General features: G+C 51.6%; 12 protein-coding genes. All 12 read left to right on the top strand.

What is annotated here, in order from left to right:
* Positions 1–49: 49 nt before the first annotated feature.
* Positions 50–703, top strand: a complete 654-nt coding sequence (recO, locus tag ACXMYH_RS11205) for a DNA repair protein RecO (protein ID WP_329751693.1) — start codon at positions 50–52, stop codon at positions 701–703.
* A gap of 186 nt (positions 704–889) precedes the next feature.
* Positions 890–1,531 (top strand): hypothetical protein, encoded by a 642-nt coding sequence (locus tag ACXMYH_RS11200; RefSeq protein ID WP_118532885.1) that lies wholly within the window; start codon positions 890–892, stop codon positions 1,529–1,531.
* Between the two features lie 171 nt (positions 1,532–1,702).
* Positions 1,703–3,091, top strand: a complete 1,389-nt coding sequence (locus ACXMYH_RS11195; RefSeq protein WP_118532883.1) for a glycine--tRNA ligase — start codon at positions 1,703–1,705, stop codon at positions 3,089–3,091.
* A 163-nt stretch (positions 3,092–3,254) separates the two neighbouring features.
* Positions 3,255–3,842: a Maf family protein gene (locus ACXMYH_RS11190; RefSeq protein WP_118532881.1), complete on the top strand. Its 588-nt coding sequence runs from the start codon at positions 3,255–3,257 to the stop codon at positions 3,840–3,842.
* 139 nt (positions 3,843–3,981) lie between these two features.
* Complete coding sequence (locus ACXMYH_RS11185) at positions 3,982–4,953, top strand: peptidylprolyl isomerase (protein WP_486554914.1); 972 nt, start codon at positions 3,982–3,984, stop codon at positions 4,951–4,953.
* A 265-nt stretch (positions 4,954–5,218) separates the two neighbouring features.
* Positions 5,219–5,710 (top strand): DUF5721 family protein, encoded by a 492-nt coding sequence (locus tag ACXMYH_RS11180; protein WP_118321129.1) that lies wholly within the window; start codon positions 5,219–5,221, stop codon positions 5,708–5,710.
* A 72-nt stretch (positions 5,711–5,782) separates the two neighbouring features.
* Positions 5,783–7,465, top strand: coding sequence for a M3 family oligoendopeptidase (locus tag ACXMYH_RS11175; protein ID WP_486554913.1), 1,683 nt, complete (start codon positions 5,783–5,785; stop codon positions 7,463–7,465).
* A gap of 503 nt (positions 7,466–7,968) precedes the next feature.
* Complete coding sequence (locus ACXMYH_RS11170) at positions 7,969–8,673, top strand: response regulator transcription factor (protein ID WP_118297076.1); 705 nt, start codon at positions 7,969–7,971, stop codon at positions 8,671–8,673.
* Positions 8,663–9,805 carry a sensor histidine kinase gene (locus tag ACXMYH_RS11165; protein WP_118532873.1) on the top strand — a complete coding sequence of 381 codons (1,143 nt, stop codon included), beginning with the start codon at positions 8,663–8,665 and terminating at the stop codon, positions 9,803–9,805. Before ACXMYH_RS11170 ends, ACXMYH_RS11165 begins: the two co-directional genes overlap by 11 nt.
* Positions 9,806–9,823: 18 nt before the next feature.
* The gene (locus ACXMYH_RS11160; RefSeq protein ID WP_486554912.1) at positions 9,824–12,298 is read left to right on the top strand and encodes a hypothetical protein; all 2,475 of its coding nucleotides are present in this window, start codon (positions 9,824–9,826) and stop codon (positions 12,296–12,298) included.
* Positions 12,298–13,248: an ABC transporter ATP-binding protein gene (locus ACXMYH_RS11155; protein WP_118321126.1), complete on the top strand. Its 951-nt coding sequence runs from the start codon at positions 12,298–12,300 to the stop codon at positions 13,246–13,248. Before ACXMYH_RS11160 ends, ACXMYH_RS11155 begins: the two co-directional genes overlap by 1 nt.
* A complete protein-coding gene (locus tag ACXMYH_RS11150) occupies positions 13,238–14,158 on the top strand; it encodes an ABC transporter permease (protein ID WP_486554911.1) in 921 nt (306 codons plus the stop codon). Before ACXMYH_RS11155 ends, ACXMYH_RS11150 begins: the two co-directional genes overlap by 11 nt.
* Positions 14,159–14,191: the final 33 nt, after the last annotated feature.

Below are 14,191 nucleotides of genomic sequence, written 5' to 3'. Positions count from 1 at the left end.
GCAGGAAAGCTCTGGATCAGATGCAAGAGGTTATTAAAGGAACGAAGAAATGAGAGAACAGGTAGTCCTGACCGGGATGGTCATCAAATCTGCCCCGGCGGGCGAATATGACAGAAGACTCGTGATCTTAACCTGCGAGCGGGGAAAGATCACGGCTTTTGCAAGAGGTGCGAGAAGACCCGGAAGTACGCTGATGGCGTCCTCATCCCCCTTTGTGTTCGGCACATTCTCCCTCTATGAGGGCCGGGACGCCTATTCCCTCGTCTCTGTGGAGGTACAGAATTACTTCCGGGAGATCACGGAAAATATGGAGGCGGCATGTTACGGATCCTATTTTCTGGAGTTCGCGGACTATTACGGGAGAGAGAACCTGGAGGCGGTCGAGACCTTAAAACTTCTCTACCAGTCACTCCGGGCACTCTTAAAGAGCACGATCCCGAACCGGCTCGTGAGGGCTGTCTTTGAGTTAAAGCTCATGGAGATCAACGGCGAGTACATGGAAAAGCCTCTGGGAAGGCTGGAAGACTCCACGATCTATACGTGGGAATACGTTCTCGCGTCTCCGGTGGAAAAGCTTTACACCTTTACAGTCACGGAGAAAGTCTTGGAAGAATTCATAAAGTGCGTGGCGGAAAATAAGCGGCGATTTGTGGATAAAACCTTCCATTCACTTGACATTTTGGATGTTCTTGTATATAAATGATGTTAAAGGTTTTTTGACTTTTTTGGCAATGGATCATTCGTTGCTTTTCACGGGTAGGAATTTTCAGAACTGAAAATTCCGTATGATACAGTAGCGGTCGCGGATTTTGCCGATTTGGAATGCGAAGCATCGGTATCATAAACAGGTTTATCCTTAAAAATCGTTTTTGAGGATCAAGGAGGAATTATGAAAAAAGGACAGACGGCGGCAGCCATTCTCCTTCTCGCATTTGCCTTAAACGGCTGCGGCGGCGGAGTGGGAAAGACCGCATTTGCCCCGACGGAGACCAGCCTTTATGTCACAAAGGAAGGCACCGTCACCAGCGCAGATGTGGAAATCTGCGAGAATGATTATTACAGCGCCGATGAATTAAAAGCCTATGCGCAGGAGATGCTGGACGCATTCGAGAGCGAAAACCAGTCCGGAAGCAGTGAGAAAAAGGCTGAGATCACGGAATGTACCGTGAAGGATGGGACTGCGAAACTTCTCATCACCTTCCCGGATGCGGAGGAATACCTTCGCTTTGCGGCGGAGTATCCGGATGAGGAGAGCGGGATCCAGGTCGAGAGTCTGGATGTGGTTTCCGTGCAGGACGGAGTGGAAAAAGGCTATATCGTCGGTTCAAATTTCTATAAAGCAGGCGATGAAAAGACGGAAGTATCCGCTGTGGACATCACAAAACAGAAAAAGTTCTATGTGGTCTGTGTGACCGGCAGCGCGAAGATCCAGACGGACGGTGCGATCCAGTATGTGTCCGAGGGCGTGACCTTAAACGGGAATACGGCCGAGACGCCGAAAGGCGAGACGTCTTATATTATCTTCAGATAAAAGGATCCGACGGAAATCCGCGGATCTTAGAGAGACGGGATCTTCAGTTTAAGATCCTGTGATCATGGCAATACGCCGGATGGGATGGAATTACCCCGAAATCCCAGGTGGTTGTAGATAGAATTACTTTCCGCATAAACCAGTGCGGAAGAGATCAAGAGGAGAGTCACAATGGAAAAGACAATGGAAAAAATTGTAGCACTTGCGAAATCCAGAGGCTTTGTTTATCCGGGTTCCGAGATTTACGGAGGTCTTGCAAACACATGGGATTACGGCAATCTGGGCGTAGAGCTTAAGAATAACGTAAAACGTGCGTGGTGGAAGAAATTCATCCAGGAAAATCCGTACAACGTAGGTGTGGACTGCGCGATCTTAATGAACTCCCAGACATGGGTTGCATCCGGACATATCGGCGGTTTCTCCGATCCGTTAATGGACTGTAAGGCATGTAAAGAGCGTTTCCGTGCCGACAAGCTCATCGAGGATTATATGGCAGAGAAAGGCATCGAGCCGGAAACTCCGATCGATGGCTGGAGCCAGGAGCAGATGAAGAAGTACATCGACGACAACCAGATCCCGTGCCCGAGCTGCGGAAAGCATGACTTCACGGATATCCGTCAGTTCAACTTAATGTTCAAGACATTCCAGGGCGTTACCGAGGATGCAAAGAACACCGTTTACTTAAGACCAGAGACTGCACAGGGTATCTTCGTAAACTTCAAGAATGTCCAGAGAACATCCAGAAAGAAAGTTCCGTTCGGTATCGGACAGATCGGTAAGTCCTTCCGTAACGAGATCACACCGGGCAACTTCACATTCCGTACCAGAGAGTTCGAGCAGATGGAGTTAGAGTTCTTCTGCAAACCGGGTACAGACCTTGACTGGTTCGCATATTGGAAACAGTTCTGCATCAAGTGGCTGCAGGATCTCGGCATCAAACCGGACGAGATGCGTGCACGTGACCATTCTCCGGAGGAGCTCTGCTTCTACAGTAAGGCAACCACAGACCTTGAGTTCTTATTCCCGTTCGGCTGGGGCGAGCTCTGGGGTATCGCGGACAGAACCGATTACGACCTGACACAGCATCAGAACGTATCCGGACAGGATATGTCCTACTTCGACGATGAAGTAAACGAGAAGTACATCCCGTACGTTATCGAGCCGTCACTCGGCGCAGACCGTGTAACACTTGCATTCCTCTGCTCCGCATATGACGAGGAAGAGTTAGAGGGCGGCGATGTCCGCACCGTTATGCACTTCCATCCGGCGATCGCACCGGTGAAAGTCGGCATCCTTCCGTTATCCAAGAAGTTAAACGAGGGCGCTGAGAAGGTATACGCAGAACTTTCCAAATACTACAACTGTGAGTTCGATGACAGAGGAAATATCGGTAAGAGATACAGAAGACAGGACGAGATCGGTACTCCGTTCTGCGTAACATACGACTTTGATTCTGAGACAGACGGCGCTGTAACCGTTCGTGACAGAGACACGATGGAGCAGGTTCGTATCCCGATCGCAGAGTTAAAGAGCTATTTTGAGGATAAATTAAGTTTCTAATGGAGTCCGGAACGTGCAAAGCACATGACTGGCTGCGGAGCGGATCTGCAGACGGCGTGTGAGCCGCATGTGATTTAGGACTTTATGACAGGATGAGGCGGCTGGATCTTATGTCAGACCGCCTCTTTCTTCTATAACAGGAAATGACAGACAGGAAAGAGAAATGGAAAAAAGTAAGATCATTCTGGCATCCGGTTCCCCGAGACGGAAAGAACTGCTTTTGCAGATCGGGATCGTCCCGGAGATCATCGTGAGCCATGTGGAAGAGAAGATCACATCGGACGTCCCTGCTGAGGTCGTGATGAGTCTCGCAGAGCAGAAAGCCGTCGATGTGGCAAAAGAGATGCCGGAGGGAACCGTGATCCTTGGGTCCGATACGGTCGTCGCGGCGGACGGAAAGATCCTCGGGAAGCCGAAGAGCCACGAGGAGGCGTATGAGATGATCAGGCGTCTCGCGGGGCGCAGCCATCAGGTCTATACGGGCGTCTGCCTCGTGAAAAAAGGACCGGAGGGAGAAGCGGATACGGTCGTTTCCTTCTATGATGAGACGGACGTGAATGTTTCCCCGATGACGGAAAAAGAGATCCGGGAGTATGCGGATTCCGAGGAGCCGATGGACAAGGCGGGATCGTATGCGGTCCAGGGATTTTTTGCAAGATATATCGACGGATTAAAGGGATCTTACGCGAATGTGATGGGACTTCCGGTGCATCTTGTATATCAGGAATTGAAAAAACTTGGTGCTTTATAAATGTGCAGACGGGTTGATTCAGCAGGTCAGCGCATCTTGCTGTGCTGACCGTAATAAAACATACTTGCAGACAATGATCTGTGAGGTCTGCGTACCTGTTGCGGGAGACACAGGAAAACATAAGCTTGAGGACAGAAATATGGGAAAATGGAACCGGTGGGGAAGGACGCTTGCGGCGGTCGTCCTCACGGCAGTGATCGTCTGCGGATGCGGCGTGAAAGAGACGCTGCTTTCCGGCAGAAAAAGTGAAAGAGAGTACGGGAAAGCCGAGAGCATGGTGATCGTCACCACGGAGCGGTTCCGTTATGAAGAATTATATACAGACAAGATCTGGGATGTCGCGGTGGACGAGTCCGGAACCACGTTTGAGGAGACTCTGGTAAACCAGATCCATGATTTTTTAAAGGAATTAAAGACGATGAGCCGCATGGCCGACGAGGAGAACGTCACACTCTCGGGAAAAGAGCGGGAGCTTGTGAAGCAGGCGGCGGCTCAGTATATGGAAAATCTGAAAAACGCCGGGGACAGCTTCGAGATCACCCGGGATGTGGCAGAATCCTTATATGAGGACTACTGGAAAGCGGAAAAACTGGTGGAGACCCTGACGGAAAATGTCAATCTGGAGGTCAGCGACAGCGAGGCGAAGGTCATCACAGTCGATGAGATCGTACTTTCCGACAAAGATCAGGCGGATGAGACCTTAAAAAAGGTCCGGACGGAGGGAACGGACTTTATGACGGTCGCAAAAGAGGTGTCCGAGGACCAGGAGATCGAGAAAAAGATCTCCAGAGGCATGAGGTCAGAAGAATATGAGCAGGCCGCTTACGCGCTGGCTTCCGGGGAGATCAGCGATGTGATCGGGGCAGACGGAAAATATTATATTCTGCGCTGCGTGAGCGATTACGATGAGGCCGCGACGAAGATCCGGAAGGAAGAGATGGTCCGGGAGAAGAAGAACGAGGCGTTCTATGAGACATACTCGGAGTACGCGGCGAAGGTCCATCTCGCGAAGGATGACAGTCTGTGGAAAAATCTTTCCATCACAGACGGGGAGAAGACATCGGCAGATTTCTTCGAGATCTTTGAGACGGTATGTAAGGAGACGGAATGACGGTCCCTCTGGTCTGCGCATCTGTTTGCGGACTGTGAGATCACATAGACGGAACGGCGTAACTATTCAGTAGGTCTGCGCACTTGCTGCGCTGACCATAATAAAGCACAGGATTGGAGGCAAAAATCCCATTGGCGAAGCCGATCTGGAATGGATTTTTGCTCGTAACTTGCCATGCATCCGAAGGAAAGCTCCAGGGGAGGTTTCTGTAGGTGTGAGGGTGCTGAACAGTTACGGAACGGCAAAAAATATATGGAGGTAAGCAATGGTAGCATTAAAGGTCGAAGAGCAGAAAGCATTTACGGAAGGGCTTTTTATCGGGGAGATCTTTGATAAATTTCTTGTCAGGGAAGCGGAGATCGTGACCTGGAACCGGTTTTCCATCGACGGAAAGATCCGTCAGGGATATTTTTCGGAAGAAGAGCTAGAGGAGAACCGGATCGAAGAATATTCTTCCTGGAAGAGCTTAAAGCCGATCTGCTACTCCCTGATCAGGGGAAAACGGCTGCCGGAGAGCTTCCGGATCGTATTTCTGATGCCGCCGTCGGCAAGAGACCGGTTTGTTTCCGGGAGAGTTCCGGGGATCAGTCCGGATCAGGTAGGAGGACTTTACATCAATGTCCAGTATGAAAACCACGAGATGATCTGCGTTACGGGGACGTCCATGAAACAGTTTACCATGGATCGGACGCTGGAGAATGAATGGGACGAGAATGTAAGGAAATTCCTCCGGAAAAACGGGGTAGCAGTCAGCTAGGACCGGCTGCGGTCTGTAAAATATGGGGAACAGACCGGAAAGCAGCATCATTTTGGGAAAGGGGTTACTATCATGGAAAAATTTGCGGATCTTCAGTATGTCCGTCCGGACATGGAAAAAGTCTTTGCGCGCGTATCAGGGGATATCGCAGCGTTAAAGGAAGCAAAGAGCTATGAGGAGTTTAAAAATGCCTACATGGACTTCGTGGAGGCGGATACGGAGCTTGAGACGGCAAAGACAGTCGCTCATATCCGGAACACGATCAACCTTTTAGACAGCTTCTACGAGGGCGAGATGGCATATTTCAACAGCCAGATGCCGAAATACGGGATCCTGAAAAAAGAGATGGGAGAGGTCATTGTGGCATCCCCGTTCAAAGGCGAGATGGAGAAAGAATTCGGCTCCATCCTCCTGCAGAACATGGAAGCGCAGAAACAGCTCTCCGACGAGTGCATTGTGGACGATCAGGTGGAGGAAGCCGAGCTTGTCAACCAGTACATGAAGACCCAGGCGGCGGCCACCGTGGATTTCCGCGGAGAGCAGCTCGGGACATACGGACTCTTAAAACACATGCAGAGTACGGACCGCACTGAGAGAAAAGCGGCGTTTGAGGCGTGGGCGAAGCTCTATGCGGGGATCGCCCCGAAGCTCGACGAAGTCTATGACGGTCTCGTGAAGGTGCGCTCCGGAATGGCGAAAAAGCTCGGATTTGAGAGCTTTATCCCGATGGGATATCTGCGCCGCCGCCGTTTCGACTATACGGCGAAAGACCTGGAAGTGTTCCGGAAACAGGTGCGGGAGATCATTGTCCCGGCTGCGAAGGAGCTCTATGAGCGCCAGAAAGAGGCACTCGGCATCGCGCATCTCTATTATTACGATGAGTCCCTGACCTCCCCGGACGGAAATCCGGTCCCGGTCGGTGATAAGGAATACCTGGTCGGTGAGGCTCAGAAGATGTACCGCGAACTCTCGAAGGAGAGCGGAGAGTTTTTCGATTTCATGATCGAACATGATCTCTTCGACCTGGAGTCGAAACATGGAAAGCGCGCGGGCGGATACTGCACGACACTTCCTCTCTACCATGCACCGTTCATCTTCTCCAACTTCAACGGCACGGACGCCGATGTGAATGTCCTGACCCACGAGGCGGGCCATGCGTTTGCCGGTTTCACAGCGGCAAAATTCCAGAAGATCCCGGAGCTCTGCCACTCCACAAGTGAGATCGCGGAGATCCACTCGATGAGCATGGAACTCTGGACTTACCCCTGGATGGAGAAATTCTTCGGGGACCGCGCGGAGCAGTACCGGAAAGAGCACCTCGCGGACGCTCTCATGAAGATCCCGTATATGGTCTGCGTGGATGAATTCCAGCACAAGGTCTTTGAAAATCCGGAGATGACCGCGATAGAGCGGAGAGCAGTCTGGAGCAGCCTGGAAAAGATCTATATGCCGTGGAGAGATTATGACGGCAACGAATTCCTTGAGGGCGGCGGATTCTGGATGCAGAAGCAGCACATCTTCTTGTATCCGTTCTACTATGTGGACTACGCGATGGCCCAGATGGGGGCGTTTGAGTTCTACACAAAGATGAAGGAAGACCGGAAAGCGGCATGGGCAGACTACTACAAACTCTGCGCAGCTGGCGGTTCCATGGGATATTTCGATCTCTTAAAATACAGCGGACTCCACAAAGTCCTGGATGACGGTTCTGTGAAGATCATCATGAAGGGCGTGTTTGAGGAGCTGGGATTATAAAAAGAAAGATAAGCAGCGGAACTTATTCTCTGAGAGTAGTTCCGCTGCTTTTTTCATCGAGAAGAATACAACATGCAATACGGCATAAATTGGTTACTTTTCACGGGTAGGAATTTTCTGAACTGAAAATTCCGTATGATACCGTTATGGCCGCGGATTTTGCCGATTTGGAATGCGAAGCATCGGCAAAATCCTGTTACAGTGCGCGGGCATGGAGTGCCCGTGTACTGTAACATAAATTGTAAAAACTTCCTCTTAGTTTTCAGAAAAAAGTAAGGAAAAAAGGGTCGAAATATGGTAGGATGATACTAGGGTCAAAAGGACGAAAATCCGATGCAAGCTTGCTTGCAAGAGGATTTCCGTCCTTGGGACCCGCCAAAAACATGAATAAGCAGCCATTTTTCGCAGAAAAATGAGCGGATTATGAATGTTTTTGAGTATTGTGAGAGCACGAAGTGCGGAACAATACGGTATCATAAGAAACCTAAAAAGGAGGACAAATCATGGAACAGATCGCAATCCTTGTTGTGGATGATGAGAAAGAGATCGCGGACCTTGTGGAGATCTACCTGGTCAGCGATGGATATAAAGTATTTAAGGCAAACAATGCGAAAGAGGGACTGGAGATCCTGGAAAAGGAGGAGATCCATCTGGTGCTCCTGGACATCATGATGCCGGGAATGGACGGACTCGAGATGTGCAGAAAGATCCGGGAGACGAACAACATCCCGATCATCATGCTGAGTGCGAAATCAACGGATCTCGACAAGATCCTGGGACTTGGGACCGGCGCGGATGACTATGTGGTAAAACCGTTCAATCCGCTTGAACTCACGGCCCGCGTGAAATCCCAGCTCCGCCGTTATACCCAGTTAAACCCGAACAGCAATACCGGAAAGGCGGCAAAGAACGAGATCACGATCCGCGGACTCTCGATCAACAAAGACAACCACAAGGTCATCGTGTACGGGGAGGAGATCAAGCTGACTCCGATCGAGTTCGATATCCTGTACCTTCTCGCGTCGAATCCGGGCCGCGTGTTCAGCACGGATGAAATCTTTGAGAAGGTGTGGAACGAAAAAGTATACGAAGCAAACAATACCGTCATGGTACATATCCGGAGACTGCGCGGAAAGATGAAAGAAGACACGAGACAGGATAAGATCATCACGACGGTCTGGGGGGTAGGATACAAAATTGAAAAGTGACTGGAGCAGAAACTTTTACACGCAGATCGCGGTCAATATCTTTTACAGCGCTCTGATCGCATGTCTGGTGGACGCGTTCCTGATCATGAATATCAACCTTCTGCTGGCATATCTGGACCAGACCAGGTACGCGAATATGATGATCTTCCAGATCTTCCGGATGGGGACGATCACGACGATCCTCTATGTCCTCATCGGGATCGGAGTCTTTTCCCTCACGCTTCTGCTGCTTGAGAGAAAGACGATGAAATACATCGGAAAGATCGCGATGGCGATCCAGAACATCTCCGAAGGCGATCTGAATACCCAGATCGAGGTCGTGGGAGACGATGAATTCTCTGCAATGGCATCCAATCTGAACAGGATGGAAGCAGATATCCGGAAGCTTATGGATAAGGAGCGCGAATCGGAGCGGACGAAGAATGAGCTGATCACGAACGTCGCCCATGACCTTCGGACACCGCTCACGTCCATCATCGGCTATCTGGAGCTTCTCTCCTCCGGACCGGCGATCAGCCAGGAGATGCAGAAAAAGTATATCGATATCGCCTATGTGAAGGCAAAACGCCTGGAAAAACTGATCGAAGATCTCTTCGGTTTTACGAAGATGAACTACGGCAGGATTTCCATGAACGTCGGAAAAGTGGACATCGTTAAGCTTCTCGGGCAGCTTTTGGAGGAATTTTATCCGAGTTTTATGGATAAGGACCTGACTTACGAGTTAAAGAGCAATGTCCCGTCCCAGGTGATCACGGCGGACGGAAATCTCCTCGCGAGACTTTTCGACAACCTGATCAACAACGCGATCAAATACGGGGCCGAAGGAAAGAAAGTCCTGGTCCAGGTGCTCGCGAAGGACGATATAGTCACGGTGTCCGTCACGAACTACGGCTATGTGATCCCGGCGGAGGAGCTGCCGCTGATCTTCAATAAATTTTACCGCGTGGAGCAGTCCCGCTCATCAAAGACCGGAGGAACCGGTCTGGGACTCGCCATTGCAAAGAGCATCGTGGACATGCATGGCGGAACGATCAGCGTGGCCAGTGACTTGAACGGAACGGTGTTCACCGTAAAGCTGAAGGTGGATTTTGATGTGAATAAGGAAAATTTTGCAGGCAATGCTTCACGCTAGGAATATCAGGGGAAATATATGAATCAGACGAAAAAATATCTGCTTTTTGGGTGTATGGCTGCCGTCCTTGTGACGGCGGACAGCTTTCCCGCTTTTGCCGGGGATTCGGAACTCTACGGAGTCAGCCTGGATCAGGAAGAACAGGCGAAAGCTCCGGTCGCTCTGGACATCACGGCCGTGTATGGGAAGACGGCCAGGCTCGGGAGTTTTGTCCCGTTAAAGATCCGCCTCTACGGCCAGTCGGAGAGTGCGTTTCAGGGGACTCTTACCGTGTCGACGCTGGAGAGCGTAAACAACGGGACGGCGGAACCGTATGAATATTCCTGGTCGGTCGAGGTTTCGCCTGCGGAGACAAAGAACATGGAGCTCTACGTCCCGCTGGGGCAGAAAAACGGCAGGATCTATCTGACATTAAAAGACGCGAAAAACAGGACCATGGGGGAAACCTCCATGGATTTTGACGTTTCAAAGGAAGAGAGCCGTCTCCTTGCGGGAGTTATCGAAAACAGACCGGGAAACTTAAACTGGCTCGACGGAGTCGGTCTGAATTACGGGATGGTCCAGTCGAAAACGGTCGAGATCGCGAAGGAGGACTTTCCGGATGACCCGAGAGGACTTTCGATGTTCGACCTGCTCATTGTAAACGGGATCGACTGCGGGACTCTTGACCAGGCACAGAAAGAGGCCGTGGCGGACTGGGTGAGCGACGGTGGTACCCTGATCCTCGGCACCGGAAAAAACGGCGGGAAAACACTGGAACTCCTGAGTGAAATGCAGACGGATATCACGCTGGAGGACGCGAAGACCGTGTGGATCGGAATGGGAACCGAGTACGCGGATCAGAATCCGGCAGAATCTGAGGTGCGCTTAAACTACGCGCAGGCGGAGATTCCGGGTGCTTCGGAACGGATGGTCACAGACGGGACCCCGCTCTTAAAGATCATGAGCTGCGGAAACGGACGGATCGGCGTTCTGGGGATCGATCTTTCGGAGATTACCGGCTTCGTGAAACGAAATCCTTCCTACGCGGCCTGGTTTCTCGGGGAGGTGTTCCGGGAGGAAGAACTGAACAGGATCTATTACTATTCCTATGGCCGGGATGCCGGCTACTGGAATGCCCAGAATCTTGTGAGCGGAGGAAATGCGAAGCGGCTTCCGAACCTTGTCCTCTACGGCTTTGTGATCTTTGGATATCTGGTCATCGCGGGGCCGGGTCTCTATCTGATGCTGAAAAGAAAAGGACTGAACAGGTATTACGGCGGTTCTTTGCTTGTCTTTTCGGCAGCAGCCTGCGTTGTGATCTGGGCGATGGGAGGAAAGACGAGATTCACGAGTGAGTTCTGTACAAGTGCGACGATCCTGGATGCGGAGAACGATACCGTCCGTGAGAAGACATTCTTAAATATCCGGACGCCGGACAGCAGCGGATTTTCCGTGAAGCTCACGCCGGACTACCGGGTCTCCCCGCTGACAAGGAGCGGACGGTATGATACGGTCCGCGTGGAGAACTTTGAAAAGAACATTCAGGCTGCGATTGGGATCCGGAAAGAGGCGGATGACACCGTGATCTTCAGCAGAAGATCAAAAGCGTTTGACTCCCGGTATTTTCTTCTGGAACGGGAGACAGAGATGCAGGGCAAAACGGATGCCAGTCTCACGGTATCGGGCGGAAAGATCAGCGGTTATGTTGAGAATCATCTGCCTGTGAAGCTGGAAAATGCGGCGGTCTATCTCTACGGACAGGTCGTGATCCTGGGCGATCTGGAGCCGGGACAGAGGATCGAACTGGAGAATGAGAAGCTTCTGGTATGGCCGGTCGGAATGACATGGCTGCTCGCGGATCGGGTCTGCGGCTATCCGGACCGCGCGGACAATTCGAACGAGGAGTACATGGAAAATATTCAGAAATCCGGTCTCGGAGGATATTTTGCGGATCATTATTATTCCAGATATAACCCGGAAGTCCGACTCGGCGGCTTTATTCCGTCATCCTACGCGGGATCGGCCGGAATCCCTGCTGACAACCAGGACGGAAAGACGTTCTATACGGAACCGGTGAGCTGTCAGATGGGAAAGGACGGGGAGATCTACCGCTGTGGTCAGATGGCGGAGCCGTCTGTGAGTACCGGAATGGGCGTCAGCTACGGAAATGCCATGGTCCTGTACGGAACGGATCCGGTGATCGTGGAATATGATCCGGGAACGGATATTCAGATCGGGAGATATTCCTTCCTGCCTGTTTCGGAGCAGTTTTTCGAGGATGCGAGATATTCCTATATCGACCGCTTTTCCGGAGAAGCGTCATTCTATAATGAGAAGACGGGAACCTACGATCCGGTCGATATCCGGAAACAGGATTTTACGAGAGAGGAACTGAGTGATTACATTGCCGCGGACGGGAAGATCACGGTTCGCTATTCCGGCGGGAATGACGCGAAGAATGGAACCAGTCAGGCACTTCCGCTCCTGATGGTCACGGGGAGGGAAAACTGATGCTGAAGATACAGGGACTGAAAAAGAAATTTGGCAATTTTGAGGCGCTCTCCGGACTCGACATGGAGGTTGCGGAGGGGGCGCTTTACGGCTTTGTCGGACCGAACGGAGCCGGAAAGACCACAGCGATCCGCATCATCACGGGACTCCTGAATGCGGATGAAGGCTCTGTCCTGATCGACGGAAAAGACGCGTTCTGCTACCGGGACCAGGTGAAGGACCTGTTTGGATATGTTCCGGATGAATTTGGTCTGTATGACAATCTGAAAGTCTGGGAATACATGGACTTTTTTGCCTCCTGTTACGGGCTTTCCGGCCTGGTGGCGAGAGAGCGGTGTACAAACCTCCTGGAACAGGTAAAGCTTGCGGATAAGGAAGACTTTTTCGTGGACAGTCTTTCGCGCGGAATGAAGCAGCGGCTCTGTCTGGCCCGCGCAATGATCCACGATCCGAAGCTTCTGATCCTGGACGAGCCGACCTCCGGGATGGACCCGAGAGCGCGTGTGGAATTCAAGGAGCTCTTAAAGGAGCTGTGCGCGGAGGGAAAGACGATCCTTGTGAGCTCCCATATCCTCTCGGAGTTGGCGCAGATGTGTACCGATATCGGGATCATTGATGCCGGAAAGATCGTTCTGTCCGGAAACATGGGGGATATCTTAAAGCAGGTTAATGATTCGAACCCGATCCGTGTCCAGGTTGTCGAGAATGTCCGGGAGGCGGTACAGTTTCTCAGGGCAGAGCCGGAGGTCCGGACGATCACGGTGGAAGGAAACGACCTCGTCGTGGGATTCCACGGCGGAAAGGACGCGGAAGCGATGCTTCTCGCAAAACTGGTAGCGCATAACATCGGGATCTGCGGATTCTGGAGAGAACAGGGGGACCTGGAGAGCATCTTCATGCAGATCACGGATCATGATATGGAAAAGGTGGTGATGACGAGTGAAGAATAATCCGGTCTATAAGAGGGAAATGCTGGTCCGGTCGAGAAGTTTCCGGATCCCGCTCATCATCATGATCTTTAACGGGATCCTGGCTCTGGTGGCGCTCTTAAACATGTACCAGAGCATCGCGCAGGTAAAGGTGAGCGGATCCGTCACCTATGAGAATTTTTTACAGCTCTACACGTTTGTGGCTGCCCTGGAGTTTATGATGCTGATGTTCATCATGCCGGCGCTGACGTCGGCCAGCATCAGCGGGGAGCGGGAACGCCACACGCTGGAGCTGATGTTTACGACAAAGATCCGCCCGGTCGACATTGTGATCGGAAAACTCGCGTCGGCGTTCACGCATCTGATGATCCTCGTGTTCTCGAGTATTCCGGTCCTGATGCTGACCTTCATCTATGGGAGCATCAGTTCGCAGGATCTCTTCCTGCTGCTGTTCAGCTATGTGACCGTTGCATTGTACTGCGGAAGTCTTGGAATCTTCGCTTCTTCGTTGATGAAGCGCTCGACATTTTCGAATGTCATCACCTACGGGATCATGCTGGTCCTCGTGGTGGGGACGTACATGCTGAATGTGTTCCTGCTGAGGATCTCGGAGACGGAGATCAATATGATGGTGCTGGGGGCGGGGGAGACGATCCCTGAGCCGACTTCCGGGGCGGCCGTCTATCTGCTGCTCGCGAATCCGGCGATCACGTTCGCGCAGATCCTGGAAGGCCAGGTTGCGGGAGGCGGAGGAAACTTTAAGATCCGGAACTTTCTCGGAAGTCAGGCTGGGAATCTGATCACGGATCACTGGGTCTTCTTTAGCCTCATCCTGCAGCTTGTCCTGTCGGCGATCTTCATATGGGGAGCCGTCTTTTTCCTGGAACCGGTGAGAAGACAGAAAAAGGCTGATCTTCAGAGTACCCGCTGAGTTACTTTTTACGGGCGGAACAGTCAGAGAGAA

It is taken from the genome of Pilosibacter sp. NGB245 (genome assembly GCF_057397225.1).
The sequence above is the reverse complement of the archived record's forward strand: the minus strand, read 5'-3'. Positions and strand labels throughout refer to the sequence as shown.

Coding starts and splice junctions, on each gene's coding strand:
- ACXMYH_RS11200 (WP_118532885.1), top strand. CDS start 890: ATGAAAAAAGGACAGACGGCGGCAGCCATTCTCCTTCTCGCATTTGCC.
- recO (WP_329751693.1), top strand. CDS start 50: ATGAGAGAACAGGTAGTCCTGACCGGGATGGTCATCAAATCTGCCCCG.
- ACXMYH_RS11185 (WP_486554914.1), top strand. CDS start 3,982: ATGGGAAAATGGAACCGGTGGGGAAGGACGCTTGCGGCGGTCGTCCTC.
- ACXMYH_RS11160 (WP_486554912.1), top strand. CDS start 9,824: ATGAATCAGACGAAAAAATATCTGCTTTTTGGGTGTATGGCTGCCGTC.
- ACXMYH_RS11190 (WP_118532881.1), top strand. CDS start 3,255: ATGGAAAAAAGTAAGATCATTCTGGCATCCGGTTCCCCGAGACGGAAA.
- ACXMYH_RS11170 (WP_118297076.1), top strand. CDS start 7,969: ATGGAACAGATCGCAATCCTTGTTGTGGATGATGAGAAAGAGATCGCG.
- ACXMYH_RS11155 (WP_118321126.1), top strand. CDS start 12,298: ATGCTGAAGATACAGGGACTGAAAAAGAAATTTGGCAATTTTGAGGCG.
- ACXMYH_RS11180 (WP_118321129.1), top strand. CDS start 5,219: ATGGTAGCATTAAAGGTCGAAGAGCAGAAAGCATTTACGGAAGGGCTT.
- ACXMYH_RS11175 (WP_486554913.1), top strand. CDS start 5,783: ATGGAAAAATTTGCGGATCTTCAGTATGTCCGTCCGGACATGGAAAAA.
- ACXMYH_RS11195 (WP_118532883.1), top strand. CDS start 1,703: ATGGAAAAGACAATGGAAAAAATTGTAGCACTTGCGAAATCCAGAGGC.